Here is a 26409-nt window from a genome sequence, read left to right on the forward strand (position 1 = left end):
CGGCCGGGTACGAGCGGACTCCTGATCATCCGGCGCACCGCCGGCGGCCCGGTCGTCGCCTGCCACGCCGAGCGCCGCGCCCTGCGTCCAGCCCGCCCAGCGGGCGAGGATGGCCCAGCAACGCGCCACCCGCCGTTCTGCCGCCAAGGAGGTTTCCCCGTAGGCCCCGGCCCTGAGCAGCTCGGGCGGCTCCGCGCTTTCGGGGCCGGCGGTGCGGGCCAGAGGGCCCACGATCATCTGCACGCTGCTGACCTGGCACGATGCCTGTATGGAATCTGGTTTCGCGTGGGAGTCCCTACCGACTGTCGATCTCCGCCTGTGGCGTGCCGACGCCATCATGCTGTTTGACTGACTGATGAGCACCGACCTGAACGCTGTACCGATCATGCACCCGGCTCAGAAGAAGGCCCTCACAGACCTCTTGGCGCGCTTGCGACCAGGACCTGGAGTCCGTGCCGGTGCGCGTCCGGCGGCAGTCGCGGCCAGGCGGCGGCTTCGCATCAGGTGTGCGAAGAGACGCTCGACGATCCACCGCTTGGGCAGCACCACGAATCCTTCATGCTGTCGCCACGCTTGACGATCGCCAGGACCAGGGCGAACGCGGCCAGGCAGTGCTCGACCAGACTGCCGGTGTAGCCGCCGTCGGCCCAGACCGGGGCCAGGCGATGGTGAGCGGCAGCCACCTGTTCCAGCAGGATGGAGCAGCGGCGCGATCGCCCACATCCGCAGCGGTGACCATCACGCCCAGCAGCAGGCCGAGGGTGTCGACCACGACGTGCCGCTTGCCTCCGTTGACCAGCTTGCCGCCGTCGAAGTCACGGGTGCCGGCCCCGACCACGGCATCCGCCTTGACCGACTGCGAATCAATCATCCCAGCCGTCGGCAGGGCATCGTGCCCTGCCCTCTCCCGGACCTGCCCGCGCACCCGGTCATGGAACTCCCGGATCAGGCCGCGATCGCGCCAGCGGCGGAAGAACGCATAGACCCGGTCACACGGCGGGAAGTCGGCTGGCATCGCCCGCCACTTGATGCCGTTGTCCACGAGATAGCCGATCGCGTCCAGCATCGCCCGGTGGCAGTACGCTTCCGGCTGCCCGCCCTGGCCCTGCATCCAACCCGGCGCCGGGAGCAGCGGCCGCACCACCACCCACTCCGCGTCCGTCATGTCGCTCGGATACCGACACTCTCGCAGGCGATTGTCGGCAGCGTTTCCGAACCGGTGAGCCAGACAGTCACACTCCCGAGTACCCGCGGTGGAGTGCACGGGCATCGGCACGCAAGACTGCGACACCAGGGTCTCCTTATGCTCGGTGATTCGACACCAGCGAGCTGTTCAGGAGGCCCTCCTCGCATGCGCCGAGCACCCGACGACCACCCGATCGAGACGGCCGTTCGAGCACCAAGCCCCCAGAGCATTATGACAAAAGCTACTTACGCGTCGGGGTGCTCCGGCAGGGCGAGCCAGTCCGACCAGGAGATCTCTCGGCCGAGGAAGCGCGGCTGCTCGAACGGCCAGTCGGCGGCGATCCACCGCGGCACCAGCTCGTCGAGGGCCTGCTCGACCTTGCTGCCCACCAGCTCGTCCACCACCCACCAGGAGATCTCGCCGTCCGCGCCGGCCCTCTCCGGTGGGTCGATGTAGACGCAGCCGAGCAGAGCTGTCTCCGCCGCGTCGAACAGCGCGTAGTTGAAAGACTGGTGTGCGGCGATTTCCTTCTCGTGCCGCAACAGGTCGGCCTGGTCGGCCTCGTAGGTCATGGTGGCTGCGGGCCAGCCCCAGGCTGGGCCGAAGATGGTCCACAGCCGCTCGCGCGAACCCATCACAGCCGGATAGTCGAGCGGGGTGTCCGCCCCCCGGATTGGCCGCAGGTGATGATCACTGCCCGGCAGCGGTACCAGGATGGGATGGACGAAGTTATCGGGGAGCCAGCTCATAGCGCCCGACCGTAACAGCGCGCGGCCGTCCGCTCCCCTGGATTTTCCCCGTATACCGCCAGGTCCTGCTCTCATGCCGGGCAGTGCCCGCGATCACCCGATCGAGACTCCCGTTCGATCGACAAACTCCATGATCGGTATGGCAACGGGTTCTAAGCGCCTGCGGGTCGATCCTTCAGCACGTCAGACTTGGTCCATGTCTGCTCTGTGGAGTTTGTTGGCGGCCCCTGCCGGAGCGGTCGTGACCACGCTGATCGGGGTGTTCGCGGGGAGCCTGGTCAGCAGGAGGGCGCAGGACAGACACTGGGTCCGGGATCAAGTGTCTGCGACGTGCGCGCGTGTGCTGCGCGAATCATCAGGTCTACTCGTGGACCTCAGCGAGATGGAAGCCAGTCGCCCCGACGCCGTCCCTCAAGGCGTGGTACTCCCAACCACCATCGACTGGCGACCGTGGAATGAGGCCTTGAGCATGGTGAACCTTGTCGCTGACAAAGACATTGCGGAAGCTGCTCACGCCCTTGATGAGCAGATATGGCGTCTCCACACGATGGTCAAGCGTGGCCTGACCCCCGAGGAGAACTGGCTCGTTCTGCGCTCCGGTATCGAATCAGCGCAGAACAACTTCATCACCGTCGCGCGTCGCCGGCTCTCACTTGCCGGAGATCCACTCCAACGCTTCTCTGGGCGGCCTGCTCCGGACGACCCGATCTGGACCTCGTGAACTGGCAGAGGGCCCGACGCCCTGCCCGGATGCCGTGGTGGGAAGAGGCCAGCACTTGTGACAACTATCGCGCTTCGGCTCAGTGCGCCGCTGTCGGAGCGTGCACCAGCGGCGGGGTTCAGAAGGAGACATCGAAGTAGTCGATGTCGGTGAACTCGACCCGGAGCTGGTCGGCTCGGGTTCCGCCGTCCGCGAATCCTGTCTCTCTTGCCTCTGGATTCAACCTCGGGTGGTTCTTCGGTCCGCGCTTGCGGGCACCGGGGGGGAGCGGCGGGTACCGGTGGGGCCGGGTGTACGGGGACCTCAACGCGTGCCTGTGGACCTTCTCGGGAGCGGTCGCCGGCAGCGCGACCGCCGCCGACGGTTGTGGCACCGCGGCCACGCTGCCGACCTCCGTGTTCACCAACGGCCAGATCGGGGGCTCGGCCGATGACGGAGCTACCGTGGCCACGGTCGCCCGGGCCGGGTGTAGCACCTGGGACGGATCGCACATCAGGGGTTACGGCAACGTGCAGCCCTGGAAGGTTCCCGCGGTGGCCAGTTCGCCGCTTAACGGCCGGATAGCCGTCGGCCAGACCGTCCTATGGCGCTACGTCTCGCGCGACGGCAAGTGGGTGATGATCCGCGACCCTCGGGCCGACAGCACCGATGGCGTCGGCCAGCAGGGGTGGTACTTCATTCCCCGCAACTGCCTTCCCGCCACCCTTCCCGGATAGGCCGGCAGGCGGCTAACATCGCCGTCCAAATGACGCGGAACCACCGTGCGTAGTACCTGCATGGCCGGGGCCTTTCGGGATCGGTGTGGACCGCCACGTCTGCCCCAAGCCCGGAAGGCCCTTGCGCCTCTCCCGCCAGGCCAACGATTTCATCCCATCGACGGCGAATTTGGTATCCATGCGCTGAAAAAGACCCGCCAAAAGCTCGTACCGCGCCATCCCAACACAATCTGGGCATTCCTCCGGTTGCCTATGGAGGTGTGTCACATTAATGACTCAAAGCTCGTCAGGCAGCTGAAGGCCCGACGCGACATCACTGTTTCAAAGATTCTCGACATGACGACGAGCGAAATCCCCAAAGTGGCGCAGCTGCATGCGAAACGCCCCAAGGAGATCCCTGGTGAACTGCATTTCGTGACGGTCCGTATGCTTGACATGTTCGACAACGGCCAGGCTCCCTTCCTCGACTCCGATCTCGAGGTCTTCCGGAACATGGGATCGCACCGGTGCCTGTTCGACTCGTTCTCCGCGTCCGACGTTCGAGACGGATTCGAGGTGGGGCATCTGGCCGGCCTGCGAGACATCCTTTCGGTGGCGAACTCCGAGAACTACGCAGAATTCGCCAAGCTGATCACCTACGGGGCTCAGGAGAACGCCCGGATGATCACGGCCGCCATGGCGGGCTACCACGACACTGCGCGCGTCGAACGGGGAGAGACTCTCCAGGCTCGCCGGCAGCTGCTTGCGGAGTTGCTACGCGCGTCGACCGAGTCCGCGTCCATGGCCGCGGCCGCGGGCATCCTCCTCCCCGAGGGCTATCTCATCCTCGTCTGCAGGTTCCTGCAGGAGGAAGGCGCACTCGAGCGTGCGCTGGACGAGAGCCGGAGCCTGCTCCGGTCGACGCCCGGGATCCTCTGGTCCACCCAGGCGCGGCGCGATGAAATGATGGTGCTGCTACCGGTGAACGGTGACGAGGACGTGGCGGAAGCCCTGTCCGCAGAGCTGGTGGCCGCAGCATCTCGCAAGGTTCGATCCGTACGTGCCGCCCACGCCCTGGCAGCCACTGTGGGATCGGTGCCCGACACGCTCCGAGAGCTGCAGCAGACCATGTCCGTGGTGGTGGCGATGCCCGATGCCCAGGCGCGCCCCTACAAGGCGACCGAACTGGTGATAGAGCTTGCGATCTCCCGGCAGCCGGCACTGCAGAACCAGCTCGTCGACCTCCTAGGACCCCTCGAACAGGGAACCGATCTACGCCTCACCCTCGACGAACTGTTCTTCCACGAGCTCGACAGGGAAAAGGCTGCCAAAGCGCTCAACATCCACCGAAGGACACTGAGTTACCGCCTTCAGAGAATCGGGAGTTCAGCGGCCTCGACCCCAACAGCCCCCACGGCATCCAACTCCTCCGCGCGGCGATGACGGCGGCCAACCTTTCCTCTTCCAGAATTGACGACTTCCCCGCTCATCTCCCGCCCGTGGGCTAGTGCCGTGCCGGGCGGCGCGACCCTGTGGACCTTTCCCGTACGGGCCGGGGTGCGGCAGGCAGCGACCGTACGAGCAGTGCGCTGAGCGCGAACGAGACCGCGTAGGCGAGCAGCGGAATGGCCCGTCCGAGCGCGAGCAGGGCACTGCCCGCAGGCGGCCCCGCGAAGCCGGACGCGGCGGTCTGGGCGCCGCGCAGGCGGGAGTTGGCGCGCTCCAGGAGCGCGGGGTTACGGCCGAGCTATGACTCCGCGGAGTACCTGCCTGTACGGGCCCTGGAGACTGCGGTGTTCAACCTGCTCTACAACATGCGGGGTGTGCTCGAGGTGGGCGACGGATCCCAGCAGCTGCTGCGCGCCCGGCGGCGGCAGTGGAATCAAGCTCCGCCAGGTCATGGCGCCGCAGCGGGAGACCGAGGGGTACAACACAGCCGCTGGCGGGAGGTCAGCTACATCGACCCGCACGAGGCGGCCGAGACGGCCGAGACGGCCGAGCACCGCGCCAAGCGGGACGCCGAACGGGCGGCGTACCGGCGGGAACGGCTGGTGATGCTGTGATGCCGACTGCGCCTCCTGCCAAGGAGCGCCGTGTCAGGTGCGGATGGTCGCTCCTTCGAGATCAGCGCGTGCAGCTGTGGACGGGGTGGGCTTGAGGATGGGTGCGGCCACGCCCGCGGCGATCACGCAGAGCGCCGTGGGCAGGAGCAGTGTGAGATTGAGCGGGATGAGATGGGTCAGCGGGCCGATGACGGCCGGGCCCGCGAGCATGCCGAGGTAGCCGAGGCCCGCGACTCGGGAGACGTTGGCGCCCGCCGTAGCTGCGTCGTAGTGCCCGGCAGCGCTGAACAGTTGGGGGATGCAGCCGGACAGACCCGCGCCCGCGAGGGTCCAGCCGATCAGTGCCAGTGGGACGATGGGTGCGAAGGCTGCCAGGGCCAGTCCGGCCGCACCGAGCGCGGAACCGTAGCGCAGGATCGCGGTGGCGCCGAAGCGGTTGGCCAGACGGTCGGTGAGTAGTCGGCCGACCGTCATGGCGGTGGCGAACGTGCCATAGGCGAAGGCGGCGGTCGCGGCCGGAGCGCCGAGCACGCTCTTGAGGTGGAGCACGCTCCAGTCGTTGGCGACGCCCTCGCAGAGCATGAGCATGAAGGCCAGTAGGGCGAGGAACCAGATCCGGCGCGGGGTTCTCCGGCTCCCAGGCGCCCGGGCTGCCTCGGGGGCTTCGTTCGCTTGGGATACGGACTGATGGGGCAGCAGGCCCGGTAGTGCCAGGGCCGCGACCGCAAGGCCCGCCACGGCGGTCAACGCGAGGGTCGTGACCGCGCTCCAGCCGGCGCTGAGCGTGAGCGCGCCCACCAGCGCGGCAAGCACACCACCCACGGAGAACACCGCGTGGAAGGCCGACATCACCGGCCGTCGGTAGCCGCGCTCGACCTGTACGGCATGGGTGTTCATGCTTACGTCCAAGACCCCGTTGCCCAACCCTAGGACCAGGAGGGCCCCGCCCAGTGTCCAGGCGTCCGTGGCGAGTGCCGGCAGGACCAGGGCGCCGCTGCACAGGGACGCGCCCAATGGGACGGCTCTGCGCGGGCCGATCCGGTCGGCGAGCGGACCGGCGAACCGCATCCCCATGAAGGCGCCGCCGCCCAGGAGCAGTAGCAGCCAGCCGAGCAGGGCGTGGCCGATGCCGGTGCGCTGCTCGACGACGGGGATGTGGACGATCCACATGCCCATGAGGAAGCCGTTGAGGGCGAAATAGGCGAAGGTCGCGCCCCGCCCGAGCCGCAGTAAACGTTGCATACCAGCGAACGTAATGAACAGACATGATGTTTGCAAGTTGCCTTTCGAACATCAATTGTGTTCACTTGAGCCATGAGTACAGAGCGACTGAGGCAGATCACCGACGCCGTACGCGAGCACGGCCGCAGCAGCGTGACCGAGCTTGCGCAGCTCACCGGCGCCTCCGAGATGACCATCCGGCGCGATCTTGAGATCCTTGCGGCGCAGGGCGTCCTGGAGCGCTATCGCGGCGGCGCGAGGAGTCTGCTGCTACGAGGCGAAGAGCCGCCCTTCGCGCTGCGCGCTCAGGAGGGACTCGAGACCAAGCAGCGGATCGCCGCCGAGGCGGCCGCGCTGATCGCCGACGGCGAGTCGGTGGTACTCGACAGCGGCACGACCTGCCTCGAGGTAGCGCGACTACTCGTGAACCGTCGGCTGACCGTGATGCCGCTGTCTCTACAGGCGGCCAACGCCCTTGTCGACGCACCCCAGTTGACACTGCTGCTGCCCGGTGGACAGCCGCGCCCGGGGGAACTGTCGCTGACCGGCCCGCTGACCGAGGCGTCGCTCGCCGCCTTGCGTTTTGACACGGCGATTGTCGGCTGCTGCGGCCTGACTGCCGAGGACGGCCTGACCGCGTACGACCTGGCCGACGCCACCGTCAAGCGCGCCGCCATCGCCTCGTCCCGCCGCATCATCGCGGTTGCCGAGGGCGCCAAACTCAGCCGCACCGCCCTCGCCCACGTCACCCCCGCCTCCGGCCTGCACGCCGTCATCACCGACGACAACGCCCCCATCGATGCAACTGAGGCCCTGAGCGCCGCGGGCGTCACCGTACGAAAGACATGACCGCACCATGACACACGACAGCACCACCGAACACGTCCTGCTCTTCGACATGTTCGGAGTGATCGCCCACCACCAGTCCGAGGAGGGAAAGGCCCGCCTCGCAGCAATCGCCGGGGGCCCGGCCGAGGCCTTCTGGTCCGCGTACTGGTCCCAACGCCAGCCGTACGACCGTGGCGACATCGACGGCAGCACGTATTGGAAACGCGTGGCCGAGATCCTGGGCACGGCCTTCGGCCCGAAACGGACCGCCGAGCTGATCGACGCCGACCTGGCGAGCTGGAGCGCGGTGGACGGTGAAATGGTGGCGCTCATCGAGGAGCTGGCCGCGGCCGGCCGCCGCATCGCCCTGCTCTCCAACATCCCCGAGGAACTGGCCACCCACTACGAACGACGCCACACCTGGCTCAAGCACTTCGAGGTGTATGCCTTCTCCTGCCGCATCGGCCACGCCAAACCGGAGCCAGGCGCCTACCGCTGGGCCTGCGACGCACTCGGCACCGCACCCGAGCGGATCCTGTTCATCGACGACCGCGAAGAGAACATCGAGGCGGCACGTACGGCCGGCCTTGAGGGCCGGCTCTTTACCACGGCAGCTGACCTCAAGAGGGCCCTAAAAGTGAGCTGAGCACCTGTTGGCCGCCGCTGGCATCGGTGGCCGTCATGACCCGGCCACCAGCAATCTGGGGTGCCCGTCCATCGTGATGTGGATGCTGCGGTCGTCCGCCCAGAGTGTGACGGTCTTGCCGGCGAAGGCTGGTCCGATCCCTGGTTTCGTGTCCGTGGTGCCGTTCGCTGGGGGTGCAACGCGTGGGTGCAATGCGAGCTAACCGCCCTGGACTGTGGGTCACATCGCAGGTCAGACCCGCAACGAAGGCTGTTGCACCCCGGTGTTTGCAGGGGCGCGTTGCATCCTGACCTCTGACAGGAGATCTTGACCGTTTGTCAAACGATCTTGACTGCCGGAAGTTCTGTTACGTGATCTTGGCCGGGGCGGGGGAAGCGGTGGCTGCTGCCGCGCCGGCAATCTCGACGCAGCGCTGTCGGCATGGGAGCCGGGCCTCGTCGAGGCAGGTGACCGCCATTGGTTCCCGCGCGGGCAGGGCTGGAATCAGTGGCCCTCGACTGCTGATTTGGTAAGCGAGTTGCGCTGGGTCAAGGGAGGCCCCCCTCGCGGGCCCTACTGCGCAGCGACGGTGAGCGACCACGGGGGCTACGAGTCGCGGCTGGAGCAGCACCGGTTGATCCTGCTGGACCGCGAGCCTGAGGTGATCGGGGCGGTCTCGCAACCGGACGACACCGCCGACCGCATCAGCCCCAGGGTGTAGACCCGTGGGCCGATGCTGCGCGGGAGGGACACGTGACAGCGTTCCCCTGTGCCCACGGACTGTCCGTCGCGGCACGGTTGCCGATTCGTCACTAGGGGAGGGCCCATGACCACCACGCCGTTCATCAGCCGGAAGGGCATGACGCGCCGCAGCATGCTGGGAGCCGCGCTGGCCGCCGGGGCCGCCGTGCCGCTTGCCGCCGCCGGCCCCGCGTGGGCCGGCCCGGCCGCGATCGCTCCCGCCGCGCCGCGGCTCATGCTGCCCGTGCCGACCGGACCGTATCCGGTGGGCACGGTCCAGCTGCACCTTGTCGACCGGTCGCGTCCGGACGACATCGCGGGCCCCGGGCACTTCCGCGAGCTGATGGCCACCGTCTGGTACCCCGCCCGGAACGTCGAGCGGTACCCAGTGGCGCCCTGGATGCCAGCCGGCGCCCTTCAGGCGTTCCTCACCGACGTGGGATTCCGCGACCTGGTCCCCCTGGCGCCGCTCACTGCCGGACACGTGGGCGCTCCGGTGCGGCGGTCGGGCCAACGGCTGCCCGTCGTCGTGTTCTCGCACGGCGCCCGCAGCCACCAAGGCGACCACACCATCATGGTCCAGGAGCTCGCCAGCCACGGATACGCGGCTGTGACGGTGGCTCACCAGTACGACACGTACACCGAGTTCCCTGACGGTCGGATCGCCGTCCCGCTCCGCGACCGGCAGGCGCCGACGCTGCCCGGGGACTTCGCCGCCGACCTGCGCTTCGTCCTCGACTGCGTCGAGCAGCTCGCCGCCGGGTGCAATCCGGACGCCGACCAGCGGGAGCTGCCGGCCGGGCTGCTCGGCTCCCTGGATCCGCGGCGCATGGGCGCGTTCGGCTGGTCGAAGGGCGGGACGGCCACCGCCTGCGCCATGCTCGCGGACGAGCGCATCCGGGCCGGGCTGAGCCTCGACGGCCCGATGCAGATGAACCCGCCCCTGGCCGGCGACCTGGACCGGCCGTTCATGATGATGTCCGCCGCGTTCACCCGGGCCACGGACCCCGAGGCCGCCGCATTCTGGTCGCACCTACGGGGCTGGCGCCTGAACATCCAGGCCCAGGGCGCGCTCCACGTCTCGTACGGCGACCATGAGGCGCTGTTCCCACAGGTGGCGAAGCTGTCCGGATGGAGCGGGCAGCAGCTCGAGGACGCGATCGGCACCCTTGATCCCGACCAGGGGGTGAAGATCCAGCAGGCGTACCCGCTTGCGTTCTTCGACGAGCACCTGCGCCACCGTCGTGGGAACGTCCTCGACGGGCCGTCCCCAGGCTTCCCGGCAGTGACGTTCCTCCCGTGAGTACCCGGGACCGCAGCACCGCGGGCCCTCGCAGACTCTTGAGGGAGCAGGACGGCACTGGGCCGCGTTCTCCCCGAACCGCCTCGGTTTCAGCGCGCCGTGGGACGGCTCGTACGACACGTAAGGGATCTACAGTCAAGATCGTTTGCTAAACGGTCAAGATCACCTGTCACAGGACACATCCACGGCGCGGGCATATTGCAGACGTTTCCCACCACCAGGAGTGCCCGGCTCTCCGCGGTGCCGTCCCCGGACTCACAGGCTCACAGCCAGGCAGCCGGGAAGCTGTTCACCAGGGACAACAGGCTCCCAGCTCACAGACCAACAGGTCGTGGTCCGGAGTCAGGGGGCGGGCCGCCGCCAGAGCGTTGTTCGGCGGGCCGCCGAATTGAGCCGTAGCTCAGGAGTTGTCACCGGCAGAGCCGAGGGAGCTGGCGAATCGGAACGGTCGAAGCAGCCTGGTCGTCACAAACAAGGCTTTCGACTTGCCACATGCGCTCATTCAGCAGCCAGAAAAGAATGATCGGGAGCCGCTGGCTCTCCGCAGCGCTTCCATGAAGTCATGGCCGCTGCACGCGCTGGCTCGGGGCGGATACCCGGCCTCAACGCGGCTCAAGGCTCAGCCAGTATTCGAGGTTGGCGCGGCAAACGCCGATGTCTATGTCGTCGAAGTCCATGGCGTGCAGGTCATGCACCAGCAGGCCGGCGTAGGCGGCAGCGGTCCCGGATGCGTCCCCGGCTTTTGCCCGAAGTGAAGCGAGGAACCACCGGGTGGTGAGAGTGTCGGGGTGCCCAGGGCCGAGGCTGCGCTCCAGGTAGGCGAGCCTGCCTCGTAGGCGGGAAGCGTGCCGGGGTGGTCGGGGCACAACACGGGGGCGTGGGCAAGCAGCGGCCCGCCGGGGACGGCCGTGGCCTCTTGCGGCGGGTTCGCGGTCTCCCGCCGCCACTGGGCGAGGCTGCGGCGGGTCAGTTCGGTCTGGACGTGGTCATGGCCTAGCAGACGCTCCCGGTCTGCCAGCAGTGACGTAAAGGCGGTGACGGCTCCCGCCACGTCGCCGTCCTCCCCCCGTAGGTGGGCAAGCTCGTAGCGGGTGTCCAGGACCTCTGGGTGGGCCGGGCCCAGCGCACGTAATTCTTCGACGAACAGTCTGACGAAGGTGGTAATGGCTCCCGCCCGGTCCCCCGACTTCCGCCGCACCTGCGCCAGGTTGTAGCGGGCGGCGAAGGTGGAAGGGTCGCTGGGCCCCAGGGACCGCGTCATGTCGGTGATCACGAGGCGCAGTTCGGCCATGGTTGACGCCTCCGGTCGCGAGCTCATCCGCAGGATCGGTGGGACGGTCACGCTCGCCCATCGCTTCGACGCGGGCGGACGCCTGGCCCGACCAGCGGATAGCAGGCGGGGCCGCGATCTGCAGCGCCGCTCGTACACATACCGTGCCGACGGTCACCTCATCGGCATCGAGGGCGCGCTGTCCGGAACCCGCCGCTTCGTCCGCGCGGACGACCTCGACGCGACGGGCCGGGTCACCGCCGTGCACGCGGCCGGTTGGACGGAGACGTACGCCTACGACGCGGCCGGCAACCAGACGGCCGCGGCCTGGCCCGCGAGCCACCCCGGCCAGGAAGCCACGGGGCCGCGGCCTTCACCGGCACCCGCATCACCCGGGCGGGCGACGCCCGCTACGAGCACGACGCGCAGGGCCGTACCGTCCTGCGGCACAAGACCCGGCTCTCTCGCAAGCCGGACACCTGGCAGTACACCTGGGACGCCGAGGACCGGCTGAGGTCCACCGTCACGCCGGACGGCACGGTGTGGCGCTACCTCTACGATCCCCTCGGCCGCCGCATCGCCAAGCAGCGCCTCGCCCAGGACGGCACCACCGTGCTGGAGGAGACCACCTTCACCTGGGACGGCGCCACGCTGTGCGAGCAGGTCAGCCAGGGGGCGGCGCTGCCGCTGCCCATCGCGCTCACCTGGGAGCACATGGGCCTGCGCCCCGTCGCGCAGACCGAGCGCATGCTCGGCAAGGACGCGTCGCAGCAGCTCGTGGACGAACGGTTCTGCGCCATCGTGACCGATCCAGGCAAAGAGGACGAAGAGCAGATGCGGCGCACACTGCTGGAAATCCTGGGCCGCCTCTTCGACCTCTCCCTGCCCCAAGGTCGGATCCTTCAGGGGACCCTCGCTACGGCCACGCTGACGGCCTGATGTCGTAGTCCAGGGAGCCCTGGCCTCGGCCGGGCGAGGGCGAGCCCGGCACCGTGCACGGCGTGCCAACGTCGCCGGAAGCCGGCGGACCGACGCCGCAGATCCGGGCGGAGGACTGGCGTCGCCGCTGCTCGCGCCAGGCGTGGTGTTCGCCGGGTGGCGCGTCGCCTTTCGGCTTCTTCGGCGGGGCGCTGACCTGGGCGGGGAAGTCGAGGGCCACGCGGTAGCCCTCGTCGATCTTGGCCTTCACCTTCGGGTGCCGCCGGGACTCCTCGGCGATGTCCTCGGTGCGTGCAGCGGTCTGGTCGTGCATCCGGCCCGGCCTGACCACCCCGCTGAACAGGGTCCGCCCCCTGGGCGTCTCGCCGTGCTGGCCGCCGGGCCGCTGCGCAGCTCAGACAACTGATGGGGCAAAAGGAGTCGGTGAGATCAACCGAACTTTGCGCACTGCTGGTGACAGGCAGCGCGCCGATCTGGTGACAACCGGCGTGCTTCGCCGAATCGAATCCGCAGGTCAGTGGAAGCCGACGGTGACAACTCTCGTGCTTCGGCCTAGTTCGTCGACCCTGCGGATGTCGTGCACCAGGGTCGACCGCATGAGCATCCCGCAGTTCACCCCCGTGCGGTGCCGGGCGCGTCGGCCGCCCTCGCGGGCGCGTGACGTTGCGGAACCCGGGCAGGTGCGGTTCATGGGCACACTGAAGGGCTGGGAGCGGGCAATCGAGCGGGCCGAGCAGGCACTGGCGGAGAAGCTGTTCGGCAGTGATGCGATGGAGGCGGACGTGGTCGAGGCGCTGATCCGAACTTGCGACGAGCAGGCCGTCGTGTGCAGCTCCCACCGCATCGTGGTGCCGAACGTGTATACCCTCGAGCTGCCTCCGCCTGTGTACGCCTTGATCGGCCCGCACCTCACCATCGTGGGGCAGGAGCTGATCGACCTGTTGGAGCGCCATGGTGAGGGCAAGGGCTACGAATGGGCCGGCCCGCTCACCGTGCGGCTCGCCGCGGCCGAACACGTCCCCAACGGCCGCTACCAGGTCCGATGTGCCCCCATGGCACACATCACGTCCGCGCCACTGAGCGCTCCGGACGCGTAACCCAGCGGCCCCGCCGCGAACCTCCCCGGACAACACACCTACACCCAGGGCCATCCCTAGCCGGTCCGGCCGCTTCAACAGCGCGCCGGTACCCCGACGTGCGTTTGCCGCGGCCGTGCACTGAAGGCGAACTCTGCCCTCCGCGCTGGGCACGGTCCGTACGGGACGATTCGGCCGCGGCCTCCAGCGGGTACGCCCGAGGGCCCGGCGCTGCACCTGGTGCAGCGCCGGGCCTTCGGGGCAGTCAGTACAGCAGGACGTGGGTCATGAGGATGTGGGGGCGGGTCGGCGTCCAGCACGATGACGTACTCGGCGAGGCCGAGCGCGCCCTCCTCGCCGAGGGCAAGGCGTCGCTGCTGAGGCGGCGCGCGGACGCTCTACTTCCAGGAAACGACATTTCGTTCAGCACCTCGTGGACGTGGCTGAGGGCCTGTGGACGCTGAACGCCCCCGGGCTGCGGGTGCAGGCCTTGAAGGTGCCCGGTCGAGCTGGCCGAGTTCACGCCAGACGAAGACGCCGGCCTTACCGGCGTAGCCGACCAGTGGGCCCTGCGCGCCGCGGCTGGATACTACACACAGCCGTTGTGGGACCTGATCAGGAAGCGGGACGCGATCGGCAGTCTCGAGGTGGCAGCGAAGCGCAGCGCGGAAGCGGCACTGCCCCTTCTGTGGCGCGCCCACGAAGCGGGCGTACCCTGGGCTCCCGGCATGCTCGCCGCGCATCTCGAAGCCGCCGGAGAACACGCACAGGCCGAATCCCTCGCCCGGATCGCAGCCGACACACGCGACCGGGAACCGCTCGAGAACCTGGCCGGAAGCCGTGCAGGCGACGATCCCCGAGGCGATGGGCGAGCACTGCTGGCCAACGGCCTGTCAGCACAGGGAACAACCGTACTCCCCTGGTGACATGGCAACGGCGGGTGGCGCGCACGGCTTCCCCGTGTCCCCCAGTGCAAGGCGGTCTCGTCATACCTGCTTCCACGGGTCGCATCTCCTGCCCGCTGTTGTGCAGAGCGGGGGTGACGATCGTCTCGGGGAGCGACCCAGCGGTGATTTCCCATGCGCCGAGGAGCGCCGTCTGTGCCTCTTGCAGGCTCAGCCAAGTGTCCCGGCTTGGCTGGAGAGGCCCTGCCCAGGCGAGTCTCAGCACCGGGCGGCACGAACGGGCTCTGACTCAGTCCAACTCGAGACCTCGCTGCGAGCAAAGGCAAGTCGCTCGGCCGGCAGCGGGGTGGCCCGGTCGAGGAAGTCACGGGGCTGGAAGACCAGACGCCACTGCCCCAACATCGGCTCGGGACGGGGATGAGCTTGGGCATTCTCCCTCACCCATCGCAGCTCGGCCGTGACGCGTTCTCCGCCCGAGTGTTCCAGGACAGCCAGCACGGTGCCCGCGGCCGCCATGTCGTGACGAACCGCGTGGATCGCGAAGTCGGCCGGCGGGAACGGCTCGAAGGCCCGTCGGATCTCGCTGCGCACGGACTTTCCGTGCTTGAGGTGCAGGCTGTGGGTCATTAGGTCGCTGAGGGATCCGTAGTTGCGGCGCTTCCAACAGGTCAGGAGCTGATGTGTCTGCTGGTAGAGGATGGCCAGTGAAGCCCTCGTCGCCGGGCAGGTACTCGGTCGGCTTCCACTCCCTGTTGGCACGGTCCGCTTCGGCCTGTTCCCTGATCGCGCCGAACGTCTCCTTGAGCTGTCGGCCCACGCTGCACCACGTGGCAGGCTCCTCGGCCTGGTGCCGCTGCTCCTCCTCGCGCGCGACGGCCCAGTCGGCGACGGTGAGGAGCCGGTTGAAGGCCTTACTGATCGTTTCAGAATGCCGTCCTGCAGAGACGCTTGCGGCCCATGGAACTATCCCCTTCAGCCACGGGCTCAGGGGGGATGACGCCGTATGGAACGGGTTGGGGATGCACGGGGCCCGTGCTTGGTTACGTCGATGCTCTGACGCGGTTGACGAGGCCATGAGGGTGGCGATCCCCTCGCTTGAGCGACTGGCAGATGTCCTCGGCCTGGCCCGTTCGCGCCGGATCAGCCGCAGTGGGCACGTCGGCACCTACGCTCCTACACGGTTCATGGCGCAGGGTGCCGCTTCGTCAGCGACAACGGCACCGAGGTCGATGTCGACTTCGCAGCCGACGGGAGGGAAATCTTCGACCTCTGGCGGTGCCGGCCGCCCGACCGCCAGCACCCGGCCCGACCGCAGATCCCGCTGCACCGCCCGGTGCAACGTCCCCAACGACGGCACACCCGCAGCCGAGGACGAACCCTCGGCCGTCATCCGCCGGTGCAACCCGGCGACGTTCCCGCCCACCTCCGCCAGGACCGCCCACAACCCGTCATCCAGCGTGAACCTGTCCTGCCTCGGCACCGGCTCCAACCGATCCTCACGCGCCTCGGACAACGACCGCCACCCGTCCGGCCGGTCACATCCGCAGCCTCCGCCATCACCCGCACATGCAGCGACGACACCGACCCCGAACCCCGATCCACCGCCAACAGACGACGCACCACCACACCCGCGCCAGCCGCAACTCCTCACCCATACCCCCCAGCACACCCGCCGACAGGGAGTCGCACACACAGGAATGGGCAACCCCATGACAGCCAGCCGTCCTGCCGCTAAGCAGCCCGCGGCAGCAGCCTGGTCACCAGGTGGCAGCCAAGAGCACCAGCCCCCGCAGGACTGCCACCCAACAATCCCCGGCCTACAAACACGGACCAGCACCGTCCTCAACCCCCACCCACTGCCACCACCCCACCCACTCACACCCGGGCGGGCGGTGAAGCCACGCTGGGGCACTATGGGGTTTGGCCGGGCCGCTGCTCATGCTCGCCCGCGGCAGGGCTCACTCCGGCAGGGGCTTCACGATCGTGTGGGTGATGACCTGCCCCTTGATGTACTTCTTCTCGAGACTCTGCTGGCCGGCGGTGTCCTCGACGACGAGCTCGCCGTCGAGGACCAGGCCGCCGGGGCGCTGCCCGGCGGCCGCCACCAGGTCCGACCACCGCGGTCCTGGACCAGCGCCCCTCGCGGACTTCCTGTCGTTGACCATTCCCACCGACCACACCACGTCCTAGACTGCGACCGCTCCAAATCCTGGCGATCATTAGGAGGGCGCGCAAGATGAACCGAGCACTGATCAGCGCATTTGCGGCCGTGACGTTAGTTGTGTCCGGGGGAAGTGCCGCCACCGCTTCCGACGGCGCTCCGCCGCGCACCACGCACGGCCCTTGCCAATACACGCAGACCCCGGACGAGCCGCCCGCGCGTCATGTTCCGCTGCCGCCCGACCCGCGGCGCACCCCTAGCCGTGGCACGGTTGACATGGCTGTTCCGACCAGCCAGGGCCCGCTCCCGCTGCACTTGGACCAGGCCAAGGCGCCGTGCACGGTCCAGAGTTTCCTGCACCTGGCACGGCACGGGTTCTACGACCGGACGGTGTGCCACCGTCTGACGGCGTACCCGACGCTGAAGGTCCTGCAGTGCGGCGACCCGACCGGGACCGGTGAGGGAGGGCCCGGGTACAGGTACAAGGACGAGTTGCCGGTGGATTTGCCACCCGCACCGACCGATCCGACCGGCGCGCGCCGCCTGTACGGGCGCGGCCTGCTGGCGATGGCCAACGCCGGTCCGGACACGAACGGCTCACAGTTCTTCGTCGTCTACGGCGACTCCGCACTACGCCCGAACTACACGGTGTTCGGCACGGTCGGCTCCGACGGCCTGGCAACACTCGACAAAACCGCCGCCGGAGGAATCGAGCCGACCGCGGAGGACCCGGCACCGGTCGACGGCACACCCGTGCTGCGGACCGAGCTGCTCCGCGTCCGGCCGGCCTGCTGGCATTGACTCCCCGCGGCCGCGCCGAAGCCACGGCCGCTGCGGTGGGGTCTGTCCGGGGCCAGGTGGTGGTGGAGCGGGAGCGGGGCGCCATCGGGGAGCCCCACGGCCGGGACGCGGGCGCGGGCCGTGCGGTCAGCGGCGTGGTCAGGGCGTTCAGGGTCGCGTCCACGAGGCGGCCCACCAGGGCCGTGCCCGTGGCCTGCTTCCAGGAACTCTCGGCCGTCAGGCGGTTCAGGTGCTGGGCAACGGTGTGTGACTGTTGTTCTCGCGGATGTTCTGCATGCGGGCGGCCAGCAGGGGCAACTGACGTGAGCCGACCAGGAGACCCGCTTCCCGCTCCGGCAGGACGTCCATCACCAACGACACCATCTGCGAGTGCGCGGCCGGATGCACCCTCAGCTGCTCAAGGCACGAGCCCGGTTGCCGAGGTCGAGGTCGAGGTCGCGGGGGACGTCCAGGCCCACTGTCAGGGGCCCCAGGCGCGCTTCGCGTCCGTGGTCGCGGGCGCGGCCCACAGATCGGCGGCCTCCCGCACCCGCGGCGCAGCAGCGGCACCCGCGGCAGCGGGGACGCGCATCGCCCTTACCTATTACTGGCCTTGAAGGCGGGTTGTCGTAGGGGCTGACGATCGGTGATCGTCGCGGTATGCCGGGTGTATGAGGTATCCGCAGGGTGGGGGTCTGACCGCGGAGAGGCAAGCCTTTCGCGAGCGGATCCGGATGGAAGCAGCGGTGATGTTCGCCGCCGGGCGGGGCAGTACGGACATCGAGGTCGATGTACGCCACACGGTCCCGTGCCTCGGGCTCGCGGAGCACGAGCCGCTCGGTCCGCGACGGGACGGGCGGTGTCGGGTCGCGCCAGGAGATGGTGTTCTCACCAGACCAAACAGCCGATCACGGGATAAAACAGCGGGATAAAACGACCTCTGAGTTGAAGCTCGGCACGTGGGTCGACAACCAGCGCCGGCGGGCCGCAGCGCTGACACCTGAGCGGGTCGAGCAACTCTCCAAGGTCGGGATGCGGTGGGCGTAGCCGCGCTCACGAGCAGCCGGGCTGGACAGGGTGTTCCTGTCCAGCCCGGCTGCTACGTGGTCAGCCGAAGTCGAGCATGTCCTGGTGCAGAGCTGGCGTACGCGGGGAGGGACCCAACGGGGGCGTGGGCGCGTGGCCCTGCTGGCCAGCTTCCCAGCGTGCGATCAGCTCCGCCTTCCAACCCTTCTCCGCAGGCCATGGAACGCCCCATTCGGCGAGCTGGGCACGCGTCCTATCCGCCCTTGGGCGTGCGGGCGGCGTCGATCTCTTCAGATGACGGCAGTACAGACATGTGGAATCAACGAACGACAGGACGCAGGTGTCACCCGCCGACCGGCCAGGGTGTGTCGCCGAACCAGTCCCCGCGGCGCCGCTCGCCGGGGCGCAGGTCGTACAGTGCTCGGCCGCCGGGTGCCGAACTTCCCGATCTCGGTCATCGCGCGGCGCCGGTCTGGATCTCGTCCCGGCACACGCACCGGAGGTCGATGTCAGCTCGGGCAGGAGCCGGCGCAGAGGGAGCCAATGGTGTAGGTCCCCGCGAGATTTCCCCTGGTGCCGGCGGTGGTGCTGCCGATCCGATTCGTGTAGTTGACGCTGTGGTAGTAGTGGAACCTGCTATTGGTGCGATTGTAGACGGACCGGGTGTTCGTGCCGGCTCGCATCCATGAACACTGGGAACGGGTGTCGGTGGAGCTCTGGGACCACTGGCATTTCTGTCCGCCCCCGTCCCTCTCCGAGTAGAAGCAGATCCAGCCGGACGCGCAGTTGTCGTAGCCGCTGATCGAGACGGCGTCGGCCTGGGCCGCGGGCGCGAGTGCAAGCGCTGCACCGACGAGCCCGGTCGTTACGGCCAGGCTGAACTTTGTCCGACGGTTCATTACCCCTCCTTCGACTGAGGCGAGATTGCCGTGGCGGCCTGCACCGTCGAGGCTCGGGCTGCCACCGAGAAGTCTGGTGGGTACACCGATGAGCGGCTACGGATGAATCAGCCAGTTCGTTGAACTTCGTTCGCCATAAGGCATGTTCGAGGCTCTTCGTGCCATCAGAGCCGGAACTCCCCATGTGAGCGGTTTGTCGTCCACCGATTCCTGAGGGGCCGTTCGTACGAGCCGGATCGGTAATGCTCCACTTCGCACCGGGGTCAATCGGTGGTGCCACAAACGCGGGGGAGAGCTGTCAGATGCTCGTGACCTCGGACGATGGCCCGTCGAGGAGGCTGAGCCGGCTGGTTGTCGGACGAGAGCACGATCATGGCTGAACCTGAAGGAGGTCTTGCCCGTCGTCGACTGCGGACCGGGAATCCCAGGGGCCAGCCCCTGGACCCCGCCAGCGCCTAGGCACTGTCTAACAAATGATCAACTGGCTGGTTCGCGGAGCCAGAGGATCAGCGGTTTGAGCCTCTTGAGCGCGTCCACCTCTTTTTCCAGCTCGGCGAAGGACGCGCCGCCGTCCTCCATCGACTCTCGGAACACATAGAGGAACGTGCCTACGCCGAGACCGATCTTCACGGACTTGATGGCGAATTCCTTGGCGCACTACGGCCGTTCCAGGAGCGGTAGCTCCCTGCACTTCGAGTACTGCGCCACCCGGGCGGCTATCTCCGGGAGGGTGGGCTCACTTTCGGGTGGCGGTTCGGCTGCCGCAGCCGTGCCGCCCGCGCCAACGGTCAGTCACAAGATGGTGAGGAGTGTGACGATTTTCTGTTTGACGTGCAGATACATGTGGTCCTTACAGCGCGGCCCGCAGGGGCCGCGCTTCCCCTTGGTAGCAGAGCCACCGTTATTACTCGCGCAGAGCGCGTGGTCCCGGCCACCGCAAGCCGTTACCCAGGTCATGATCATCTAGCGCGTCGAAGACGCGCACGGCAGGGCCGGCATCCTGAGGGACATCGACCCCGTGTGGAAGAGTGCGGCTCTCTGCATCTGACCTGCGGGCTGACCCCAGCGACCGGCTACCACCTCCTGGTGTGGCTGGCCGGTCAGCCCCTCCGCTCCCCCACCCTGCGCGCGAACGTGCCCACGGTGGCCGGCCCCGCCGAGCGCACCGCGTACGCCGAGCAGCTGTGCAAGGAGGCGTTCGAGGCGCTCCATCCCCACATCGTCTCCGGAGTTCGCCGCCTCCCTGGATGCCCGCGACCTCGGCCGCCCGGCCCCCTCCCTCCAGCACATCGGCGACGTCCCCGCCGACCCCGGCCTGGTCCTGGCTTTCACCACCGCCCGGGCCCGTGTCGTCACGGGCGGTCGCGCGGCGGGGGAGGTATTCGTCGATCGCGCGTACGGCGTCGTGGTGGACGGACTGGAGGCGGGTGGCGTCGGAGGCGGCGTTTTTGGGGGATGACGGCGGTCCGTTCGGAGGCCTCCAGGTCCAGGGGCGCCCCCGTGCGCAGCCGGCGGGCGTACGAGGAGGACCGGGCGCCCGGATCCGCAATCGGCTCCGGGCGGCCGCGGTGCTTGCGCTACGCACGTCCAATGGGCCCCTCGGCAGCAAAGTCGCTTCAGTCGCTTGTGAGAAGCTGCAGCTCACAGCCCTACCAGCACAGAATTAGCGACTGAAGGTCACACGTACGTTCTGATTTTTCGTTGTCGGGAAGGATTAGGCGTCAGCCGCTTGCGCCGGCCTCTCCGACCGTTCGGTTTTGCGGCCCTTGCTCCCAGCCGTCAGCGTGGTTGGGTCGACTGCTTCAGCCGGGGCTCGTGGGGCAGGAGGCTCTTCAGCCCAGCATGCCGGGGCCGGGGCCGGGGCCGGGATCGGTCGACGAGACGCGCTCTCATGCGCGGGCGGCCTCAGCACGGCGCGGCGGCGACGCAGACCGAGGACCGCCTTGGCGCCGAGGACGACTCCCTGCACTGCCAGTACGCACGCGCCGAGTCCGTACCGCTCGAAGGCGAAGGCGGCGAAGAGCGCGGCCCCGAGGAGCGCATCGGCTCCGTCCAAGGCGGCTTCCGGGCGGCGGGCGTCGTGCGCCGTGGCCGCACGGTACCGGCGCAGGGCGGCGTAGGCACCGAGAAGGCTGAACGCGCCGACGGCCAGGGCGACCCAGCGGAACCAAGAAGGCATCTCCACATGGCGGAATGTAGATCAACGGCGCAGCCGGGTGGATGACCGGCGGGTGAACTCCGGCACAACTCCGGGTTCCGGGCGCGCGGCGGTGCTCGGGCGGCCCGGCCCCGCGCGTGTACGAATCGGCGGGAGTTCGGCAACCTTTTCGCCTGCGGCGGCAACTGGCTCGTGTACACCCCCAGCCATCCCCGAGGACAGTGAAAATGGACACCACTCAGCACAAGGCACGTCACCGCAGGCGCAGACTCGGCCTGAGCGTCGGCATCCCGTTGGCAACGGCCACCGCCGTGGGCTTGTCGTATGGCGGGGTCTTCGGAGTGTTCGGCGAGAACGCCCGGCCGGAGGCCGGAGCCGCCACCGCGGACACGACGTGGGCCCGTGAGGTCGCGGACGGCTTCGCCTCCGTCAACGCCCTGGGACAGAACGGCACCTACGGCGGGCGGGACGGCGCGATCGTCACCGTGAAGAACCTCGCCGACCTGGAGAAGTACGCGACCGACTCCAAGCCGTACGTGATCGTCGTGGCGGGCACGATCACCATGTCCCCCAAGGGCAACGAGATCAAGGTCGCCTCGAACAAGACCATCGTGGGCGCGGGCACCTCGGGGCAGATCGTCGGCGGAGGGTTCTTCCTGGGCCAGGGCGTCCACAACGTGATCATCAGGAACCTGACGATCCGCGACTCCTACGCCGGCACGTGGAACGACAAGGACCACGACTGGGACGCCATCCAGATGGACGGCGCCCACCACGTGTGGATCGATCACAACAACCTGCGCAACATGGCCGACGGGCTGATCGACAGCCGCAAGGACACCACCTACCTGACGGTGTCCTGGAACCAGCTGAAGAACGACAACAAGGCCTTCGGCATCGGCTGGACCGACCACGTCACCGCCGACATCACGATTCACCACAACTGGTTCCACGAGACCGAGCAGCGCAACCCGTCGACGGACAACGTGGCGCACGCGCACCTCTACAACAACTTCCTTCAGGACGACCCGGACTCGTCCATCACCTCCTCCTACGGCAACTACGCGCGTGGCGGGACGAAGATGGTGCTGGAGAACAGCTACTTCGAGGGGATGAACAACCCGGTCATCAAGGACGGGACGGCCGCTCTCGTGCAGCGCGGCAATGTCTTCGTGGACACCACCGGGCGCAACGAGAGCGGTGGCACGGCCTTCGACCCCACGATGTACTACCGCTACACCCCCGACGCGGCCGCCGACGTCCCCTCGAAGGTGAAGTCCGGCGCCGGCCCGCGCGCCGCCATCGGCAGGGCGACGGCGCCCGCTTCTGCGGCGGCGACCACCCTCACCGTGGCCAAGGACGGATCCGGCACGTACAAGACGGTCCAGGCCGCGGTGGACGCCGTACCCGTCGGCAATCCCTCCCGCGTGGTCATCTCGGTCAAGCCGGGCACGTACCGCGAATTGGTGAACGTTCCGGCGAACAAGCCGCACGTCACCATCCAGGGCTCGGGCGCGAGCCGCAAGGACACGGTGATCGTGTACGGCAACGCGGCCGGCACGCGCAAGCCGGACGGTTCGGGCACGTACGGCACACCGGGCAGCGCCACGGTCGCCGTTCGGTCGGACGACTCCCAGCTCCGCAACCTCAGCGTCTCCAACGACTTCGACGAGGCCGCGAACCAGTCCCTGGAGGGCCACCAGGCGGTCGCCCTGCTCACGGCCGCGGACAAGATCGTGCTGGACGGCGTCATCGTCACCGGCGACCAGGACACCCTGGAGATGGAAACCGCGGCGTCGGACAAGCCCGGCCGCGTCTACGTCACCAACTCCTACGTCGTCGGCAACGTCGACTTCATCTTCGGCCGTGCCACCGCGGTGATCGACCAGTCGGTCATCACCCTCAAGAAGCGCTGGAACGGTACGTCGGCCGGTTACATCACCGCCCCGAGCACCCCGGCGGGGCGCAAAGGCATCCTCATCAACCGCTCCACGGTCAACGGCGACGTGGCCGCAGCCTCCTTCCAGCTCGGCCGGAACTGGCATCCCGGTGGCGACAAGACGGTCGACCCCCAGGCCACCGTCCGCAACTCCACCCTCAGTGCCGCGATCAAGAGCACGCCCTGGTCCGACATGGGCGGGTTCTCCTGGAAGGACGACCGCTTCGCCGAGTACATGAACACCGGTCCGGGCGCCGGCCCGAAGAGCACCGACCGGCCCCATCTGACCGACTCCCAGGCCGCGTCCCAGGAGGTCTCGGACTGGCTGGGCGACTGGACCCCGTAGACCGACGGGAGTAGGAGCTCACTCCGGTGCCCGGGCGGGCGCGCCCGCCCGGGCACCGGAGTGGTGGATCACTTCAGGACGCCCTCGCCCGCACTGCGGGCGAGGGACGCGGGCAGGCCCGCCGCGGAGGACTCCAGTCCCCTGCTGAGGGTGGGCCTCCAGTTCGTCTCGGGCTTGATCTTCTTCTTGTTCGCCGCGTTGTACGCGGCGACGAGGTCGGTGACCGAGCCGTTGACCATGTTCCCGCTGCCGGCCACGGCGCCCGTGCCGTCACCCGACAGGAGTTGGGACGCCTTCCGGTCGGAGGAGAGCGTCCAGCAGTTGTTCTGTGCCACGACCTGGACGCCGGCACGTGCGTTCACGCTGTAGCTGTGGGTGTAGCCGTTGCGCGCGGCGGTGTCGAAGTGGTTGTTGTAGAGGTGGACCTGTCCGACCCGGGCCAGCGGCGCGCGCTGCACGATGCTTTGGAAGACATTGTGGTGCAGCGTGACACGGAGCTTGGTGTCCTTGTCGCTGCTGCCGATGAGCATGGTCCTGTCGTGGTCGTTGAAGCGGTTGTACCAGGCGGTGACCAGGTCCGATGTATTGGTGATGCCGAGGGCGCCGTCGTGCACCTGGTACTCGCGGCCGAAGCAGCGCGGGTTCGAGGCGTCGAAGTGCGGGCCGTCGGTGAACGTGTTGTGGAATGCCCACACGTGCGTCGCCCCCCGCAGGGTGACGGCATCGTACGCGGGTGGAACCGTCTCCCAGTAGAGGTGGTCGACGACCGCGGTCGACAGCTTTAGGAGCTCTGCCCGCATCCGGTCGACCGTCTCCTTCTGCTCGTCGCTCCAACCGGGGCTGTCGGGGACATCGCCGCGGTGGGAGAACCGCTCACCGCGCGCCCAGCCGGCCATGGGCTCTACGCTCCAGGGCAGTTCGGCCAGGTAGGGCGCGGTGCTCGGCGTGGGCGCGGTGGAGGCGCTCCTACAGTCGAAGGAGCTCGTCGGGGAACGAGGGCGCAGTGGTGGTCACACCTGGATCGTAAATCTGTTCGGTTTCTGTAGGGAAGTCGACGCTCGGGGGTGTCACCTGTTCGCGCTCCGGCTCCCCGAGGCCGGTCTCCCCCGGGGCAGGGGCACGCTGCTCCGGGATCTAACAGTCGCATCGGGCCCGACGACCGCTACCGGGACGGCCCCGTCCAGGATCGCTGGGGGGCGACATGTGGGCAGGTTGGGGCCCGTCTTCGAGCTGGAGTCGTCGGGCCGGGTTGGAGGCAGGATAATGACGCCCGCTTGAAGGTCGGCCAGGCGGTCACGGTCCGCGTCGGTCACCCAGAACCGGTCGACCTTGGTCCCCCTGAGGTACTCGACGGGAACGATCGTTCCGGCCGCCGTCCGGCGTACGAGGTCGTCGAACAGCACGTCACGCCCGGCCCCCCCTGGCCGAACGACTGGCGCTCATCGAGCGGTGGGCCGAACGCCACGGCGTCGATGCTGCCCGGCGCCTGGCCGAGGCCGAGGACCTGGCCGACGCGGTCGCCGCCGAGATCACCTCCTACAACACCGTCGACACCTACGCCAAGAGCTGGCGGGTGTGGACCCGGTTCTGCAGCAGCACCGGCCTGCCGGAGCGAGAAGGTTCCGGGGGCGCGCTGGTGGCGTTCGTGACATGGATGCTGCGCGAGAGCCAACAGAATGGCAAGGGCTATGCCCTTCGGCATCCACCCACCTGGCGGCAGCCGTCGTCGGGCTGCGCAAGCGCGGCGTGAAGGTCTCCGGGGACGATCAGGCCGAGGCCCGCGCCGCGCTGGAGGGTCTGGCGGTCAGCTCCTCAAGGCCGGCGAGCGGCGCGGCCGCGGCCAGGCCGTCGGCGCCGACATCGACGGACTGGCTACGTAGGCGAGAACGGGGTTCTGGAACACATTCCGTGAGAGCGGTGGACGAGTCTCTTCTGATCGGCAGACTGGAGCGATGCGGATAGAGAGCGTCGTCGGGATCCAGGCAGTCCGGCTCGCCGTGACGGTTGGTGCAATCGTCGTTGCTCCGGTTCTGTTGGTCGCTGGGACTCCATTGCGGCGCCGCATGTTGCGCCGCTACTACCGCGAGGACGGTCCGGGGCTCGTGAGTAAGGAAGACGGCTGGGCGAGCCCGGGGTACTTCGTTGTTACCAATGCGGTTGTTCGAGCCCTCTGCTGGCCGTCGGAATACGTACTCCGACGGCTTGGTCCTGCCTGAGCAGGAGGGTCATGGGGCGGCGGTGAGAAGTACCCGCTTGCGGAGGAGCGGGAGCTTGGCGCGGCCGAACATCTGGCGCTTGACCATCTTGATGTGGTTGACGCGGCCTTCGACGGGACCGGAGTTCCAGTGAGTCGTCAGGCCCTGGACGACGGCGTCCCAATCCTTCTCCAGGCCGGTGGCGAAAGAGTGAAGGTTGGGAAGTTCCTCGGCTCGCGCGCTGACGACCCAGTCCTTGAGATGCTGGCCAGTGCGGGTGGAGAGGATCTCGGCGAAGCCGCGAACGAGACGGTGGGTTGCAGCGAGTTCCGGGCAATGAGTGAGGACTTCGGTCAGCTGCCGGCCCTTACTCTCCGAGAGCCGGTCGGGGTGACGCATGATCCACCCGGTGACTCGCCGAACCGTTGGCGGCGCGGGCCCAACGACGCGGATGCGACGTCGGCGTCGTGGCCGCAGGTAGTCACTGATGATCTGGTAGCTGCCGCGGTAGCCGAGAGCCTGGAGCTCGGAGTGGAGCTGGATCGCGTTGGTGAATCCTTCTGCCCAGCGTTTGTCCAGGTGG

The 26409-nt window shown here is 68.3% G+C and carries 25 protein-coding genes and 5 pseudogenes; 17 read left to right on the top strand and 13 right to left on the bottom strand.

What is annotated here, in order from left to right; translation table 11 throughout:
- Positions 1 to 556: 556 nt before the first annotated feature.
- Positions 557 to 1165, bottom strand: a complete 609-nt coding sequence (locus IF88_RS48185) for a transposase (protein WP_158754544.1) — start codon at positions 1163 to 1165, stop codon at positions 557 to 559.
- 266 nt (positions 1166 to 1431) lie between these two features.
- Positions 1432 to 1935, bottom strand: coding sequence for a hypothetical protein (locus IF88_RS0124260; protein ID WP_030716294.1), 504 nt, complete (start codon positions 1933 to 1935; stop codon positions 1432 to 1434).
- Between the two features lie 241 nt (positions 1936 to 2176).
- Here IF88_RS0124260 and IF88_RS0124265 point away from each other — a divergent pair, with 241 nt between their 5' ends.
- The 3 genes from IF88_RS0124265 to IF88_RS0124275 all read left to right on the top strand — a co-directional run bounded on the left by IF88_RS0124265 (position 2177) and on the right by IF88_RS0124275 (position 4794).
- Positions 2177 to 2656: a hypothetical protein gene (locus tag IF88_RS0124265; protein ID WP_030716297.1), complete on the top strand. Its 480-nt coding sequence runs from the start codon at positions 2177 to 2179 to the stop codon at positions 2654 to 2656.
- Between the two features lie 290 nt (positions 2657 to 2946).
- Positions 2947 to 3372 (top strand): hypothetical protein, encoded by a 426-nt coding sequence (locus IF88_RS0124270; protein WP_030716300.1) that lies wholly within the window; start codon positions 2947 to 2949, stop codon positions 3370 to 3372.
- A 336-nt stretch (positions 3373 to 3708) separates the two neighbouring features.
- On the top strand, positions 3709 to 4794 hold the full coding sequence (locus IF88_RS0124275) for a PucR family transcriptional regulator (RefSeq protein WP_158754546.1): 1086 nt from the start codon (positions 3709 to 3711) through the stop codon (positions 4792 to 4794).
- 67 nt (positions 4795 to 4861) lie between these two features.
- Here the strand turns inward: IF88_RS0124275 and IF88_RS48190 are convergent.
- Together IF88_RS48190 and IF88_RS0124285 are read right to left on the bottom strand one after the other, a co-directional pair.
- Positions 4862 to 5098 (bottom strand): annotated as a pseudogene (locus IF88_RS48190) (MFS transporter); the annotation flags it as partial.
- A gap of 349 nt (positions 5099 to 5447) precedes the next feature.
- Complete coding sequence (locus IF88_RS0124285; protein WP_030716309.1) at positions 5448 to 6656, bottom strand: MFS transporter; 1209 nt, start codon at positions 6654 to 6656, stop codon at positions 5448 to 5450.
- Positions 6657 to 6728: 72 nt separating this feature from the next.
- On the opposite strand from IF88_RS0124285, the gene IF88_RS0124290 reads away from it, so the two are divergent.
- From IF88_RS0124290 to IF88_RS0124305, 4 genes are all read left to right on the top strand, one after another.
- Positions 6729 to 7484: a DeoR/GlpR family DNA-binding transcription regulator gene (locus IF88_RS0124290; RefSeq protein WP_030716312.1), complete on the top strand. Its 756-nt coding sequence runs from the start codon at positions 6729 to 6731 to the stop codon at positions 7482 to 7484.
- A 7-nt stretch (positions 7485 to 7491) separates the two neighbouring features.
- Positions 7492 to 8109 carry an HAD family hydrolase gene (locus tag IF88_RS0124295; protein WP_030716314.1) on the top strand — a complete coding sequence of 206 codons (618 nt, stop codon included), beginning with the start codon at positions 7492 to 7494 and terminating at the stop codon, positions 8107 to 8109.
- A 568-nt stretch (positions 8110 to 8677) separates the two neighbouring features.
- Positions 8678 to 8809, top strand: coding sequence for a hypothetical protein (locus IF88_RS49085; RefSeq protein ID WP_267884520.1), 132 nt, complete (start codon positions 8678 to 8680; stop codon positions 8807 to 8809).
- 105 nt (positions 8810 to 8914) lie between these two features.
- A complete protein-coding gene (locus tag IF88_RS0124305; RefSeq protein ID WP_030716316.1) occupies positions 8915 to 10132 on the top strand; it encodes an alpha/beta hydrolase family protein in 1218 nt (405 codons plus the stop codon).
- Between the two features lie 658 nt (positions 10133 to 10790).
- On the opposite strand, the gene IF88_RS0124310 is transcribed toward IF88_RS0124305, so the two are convergent.
- Positions 10791 to 11423, bottom strand: a complete 633-nt coding sequence (locus IF88_RS0124310; protein ID WP_030716319.1) for a tetratricopeptide repeat protein — start codon at positions 11421 to 11423, stop codon at positions 10791 to 10793.
- A 4-nt stretch (positions 11424 to 11427) separates the two neighbouring features.
- On the opposite strand from IF88_RS0124310, the pseudogene IF88_RS0124315 reads away from it, so the two are divergent.
- Positions 11428 to 12212: pseudogene (locus IF88_RS0124315) on the top strand (type IV secretion protein Rhs); the annotation flags it as partial.
- A 106-nt stretch (positions 12213 to 12318) separates the two neighbouring features.
- Here IF88_RS0124315 and IF88_RS47360 read toward each other — a convergent pair.
- Positions 12319 to 12654, bottom strand: coding sequence for a hypothetical protein (locus IF88_RS47360; protein ID WP_030716323.1), 336 nt, complete (start codon positions 12652 to 12654; stop codon positions 12319 to 12321).
- Positions 12655 to 13030: 376 nt separating this feature from the next.
- Here IF88_RS47360 and IF88_RS0124325 point away from each other — a divergent pair, with 376 nt between their 5' ends.
- From IF88_RS0124325 to IF88_RS0124335, 3 genes are all read left to right on the top strand, one after another.
- Entirely contained in the window at positions 13031 to 13438 is a 408-nt protein-coding gene (locus IF88_RS0124325; RefSeq protein ID WP_030716325.1) for a DUF3662 domain-containing protein, read from the top strand.
- A gap of 266 nt (positions 13439 to 13704) precedes the next feature.
- Positions 13705 to 13881, top strand: a complete 177-nt coding sequence (locus IF88_RS46675) for a hypothetical protein (RefSeq protein WP_158754550.1) — start codon at positions 13705 to 13707, stop codon at positions 13879 to 13881.
- A 138-nt stretch (positions 13882 to 14019) separates the two neighbouring features.
- Positions 14020 to 14343: a hypothetical protein gene (locus tag IF88_RS0124335; RefSeq protein WP_030716327.1), complete on the top strand. Its 324-nt coding sequence runs from the start codon at positions 14020 to 14022 to the stop codon at positions 14341 to 14343.
- A 237-nt stretch (positions 14344 to 14580) separates the two neighbouring features.
- Here IF88_RS0124335 and IF88_RS0124340 read toward each other — a convergent pair whose 3' ends face one another.
- Complete coding sequence (locus IF88_RS0124340) at positions 14581 to 14949, bottom strand: hypothetical protein (RefSeq protein ID WP_030716329.1); 369 nt, start codon at positions 14947 to 14949, stop codon at positions 14581 to 14583.
- A 592-nt stretch (positions 14950 to 15541) separates the two neighbouring features.
- Between IF88_RS0124340 and IF88_RS49635 the strand changes: the two are divergent.
- Positions 15542 to 16057, top strand: a pseudogene (locus tag IF88_RS49635) (hypothetical protein); the annotation flags it as partial.
- Positions 16058 to 16280: 223 nt separating this feature from the next.
- Here IF88_RS49635 and IF88_RS46680 read toward each other — a convergent pair.
- On the bottom strand, positions 16281 to 16487 hold the full coding sequence (locus IF88_RS46680) for a hypothetical protein (protein WP_158754552.1): 207 nt from the start codon (positions 16485 to 16487) through the stop codon (positions 16281 to 16283).
- A gap of 272 nt (positions 16488 to 16759) precedes the next feature.
- Here IF88_RS46680 and IF88_RS0124355 point away from each other — a divergent pair, with 272 nt between their 5' ends.
- Positions 16760 to 17284 (top strand): peptidylprolyl isomerase, encoded by a 525-nt coding sequence (locus IF88_RS0124355; protein WP_234323680.1) that lies wholly within the window; start codon positions 16760 to 16762, stop codon positions 17282 to 17284.
- A gap of 225 nt (positions 17285 to 17509) precedes the next feature.
- Here IF88_RS0124355 and IF88_RS49090 read toward each other — a convergent pair whose 3' ends face one another.
- Complete coding sequence (locus IF88_RS49090) at positions 17510 to 17635, bottom strand: hypothetical protein (RefSeq protein ID WP_267884521.1); 126 nt, start codon at positions 17633 to 17635, stop codon at positions 17510 to 17512.
- Between the two features lie 299 nt (positions 17636 to 17934).
- On the opposite strand from IF88_RS49090, the pseudogene IF88_RS49640 reads away from it, so the two are divergent.
- Together IF88_RS49640 and IF88_RS44005 are read left to right on the top strand one after the other, a co-directional pair.
- Positions 17935 to 18060, top strand: a pseudogene (locus IF88_RS49640) (IS630 family transposase); the annotation flags it as partial.
- An 82-nt stretch (positions 18061 to 18142) separates the two neighbouring features.
- Positions 18143 to 18310 (top strand): helicase associated domain-containing protein, encoded by a 168-nt coding sequence (locus tag IF88_RS44005; protein WP_234323681.1) that lies wholly within the window; start codon positions 18143 to 18145, stop codon positions 18308 to 18310.
- A 488-nt stretch (positions 18311 to 18798) separates the two neighbouring features.
- Here the strand turns inward: IF88_RS44005 and IF88_RS0124370 are convergent, their stop codons facing one another.
- Entirely contained in the window at positions 18799 to 19188 is a 390-nt protein-coding gene (locus IF88_RS0124370) for a peptidase inhibitor family I36 protein (RefSeq protein ID WP_030716336.1), read from the bottom strand.
- 477 nt (positions 19189 to 19665) lie between these two features.
- Positions 19666 to 19818, bottom strand: a complete 153-nt coding sequence (locus tag IF88_RS46685) for a hypothetical protein (RefSeq protein WP_158754554.1) — start codon at positions 19816 to 19818, stop codon at positions 19666 to 19668.
- Between the two features lie 1261 nt (positions 19819 to 21079).
- On the opposite strand from IF88_RS46685, the gene IF88_RS46690 reads away from it, so the two are divergent.
- Both IF88_RS46690 and IF88_RS0124390 read left to right on the top strand, forming a co-directional pair.
- Positions 21080 to 21412: a hypothetical protein gene (locus IF88_RS46690; RefSeq protein ID WP_030716341.1), complete on the top strand. Its 333-nt coding sequence runs from the start codon at positions 21080 to 21082 to the stop codon at positions 21410 to 21412.
- Positions 21413 to 21573: 161 nt separating this feature from the next.
- The gene (locus IF88_RS0124390) at positions 21574 to 23631 is read left to right on the top strand and encodes a pectinesterase family protein (protein WP_030716344.1); all 2058 of its coding nucleotides are present in this window, start codon (positions 21574 to 21576) and stop codon (positions 23629 to 23631) included.
- 68 nt (positions 23632 to 23699) lie between these two features.
- Here the strand turns inward: IF88_RS0124390 and IF88_RS0124395 are convergent.
- Both IF88_RS0124395 and IF88_RS0124405 read right to left on the bottom strand, forming a co-directional pair.
- Positions 23700 to 24359, bottom strand: a pseudogene (locus IF88_RS0124395) (pectate lyase); the annotation flags it as partial.
- A gap of 1497 nt (positions 24360 to 25856) precedes the next feature.
- The coding region (locus IF88_RS0124405) for a transposase (protein WP_030716352.1) at positions 25857 to 26409 on the bottom strand (553 nt) is incomplete at its 5' end.

This window comes from Streptomyces sp. NRRL F-2580 (genome assembly GCF_000720115.1).
Lineage (GTDB): Bacteria > Actinomycetota > Actinomycetes > Streptomycetales > Streptomycetaceae > Streptomyces.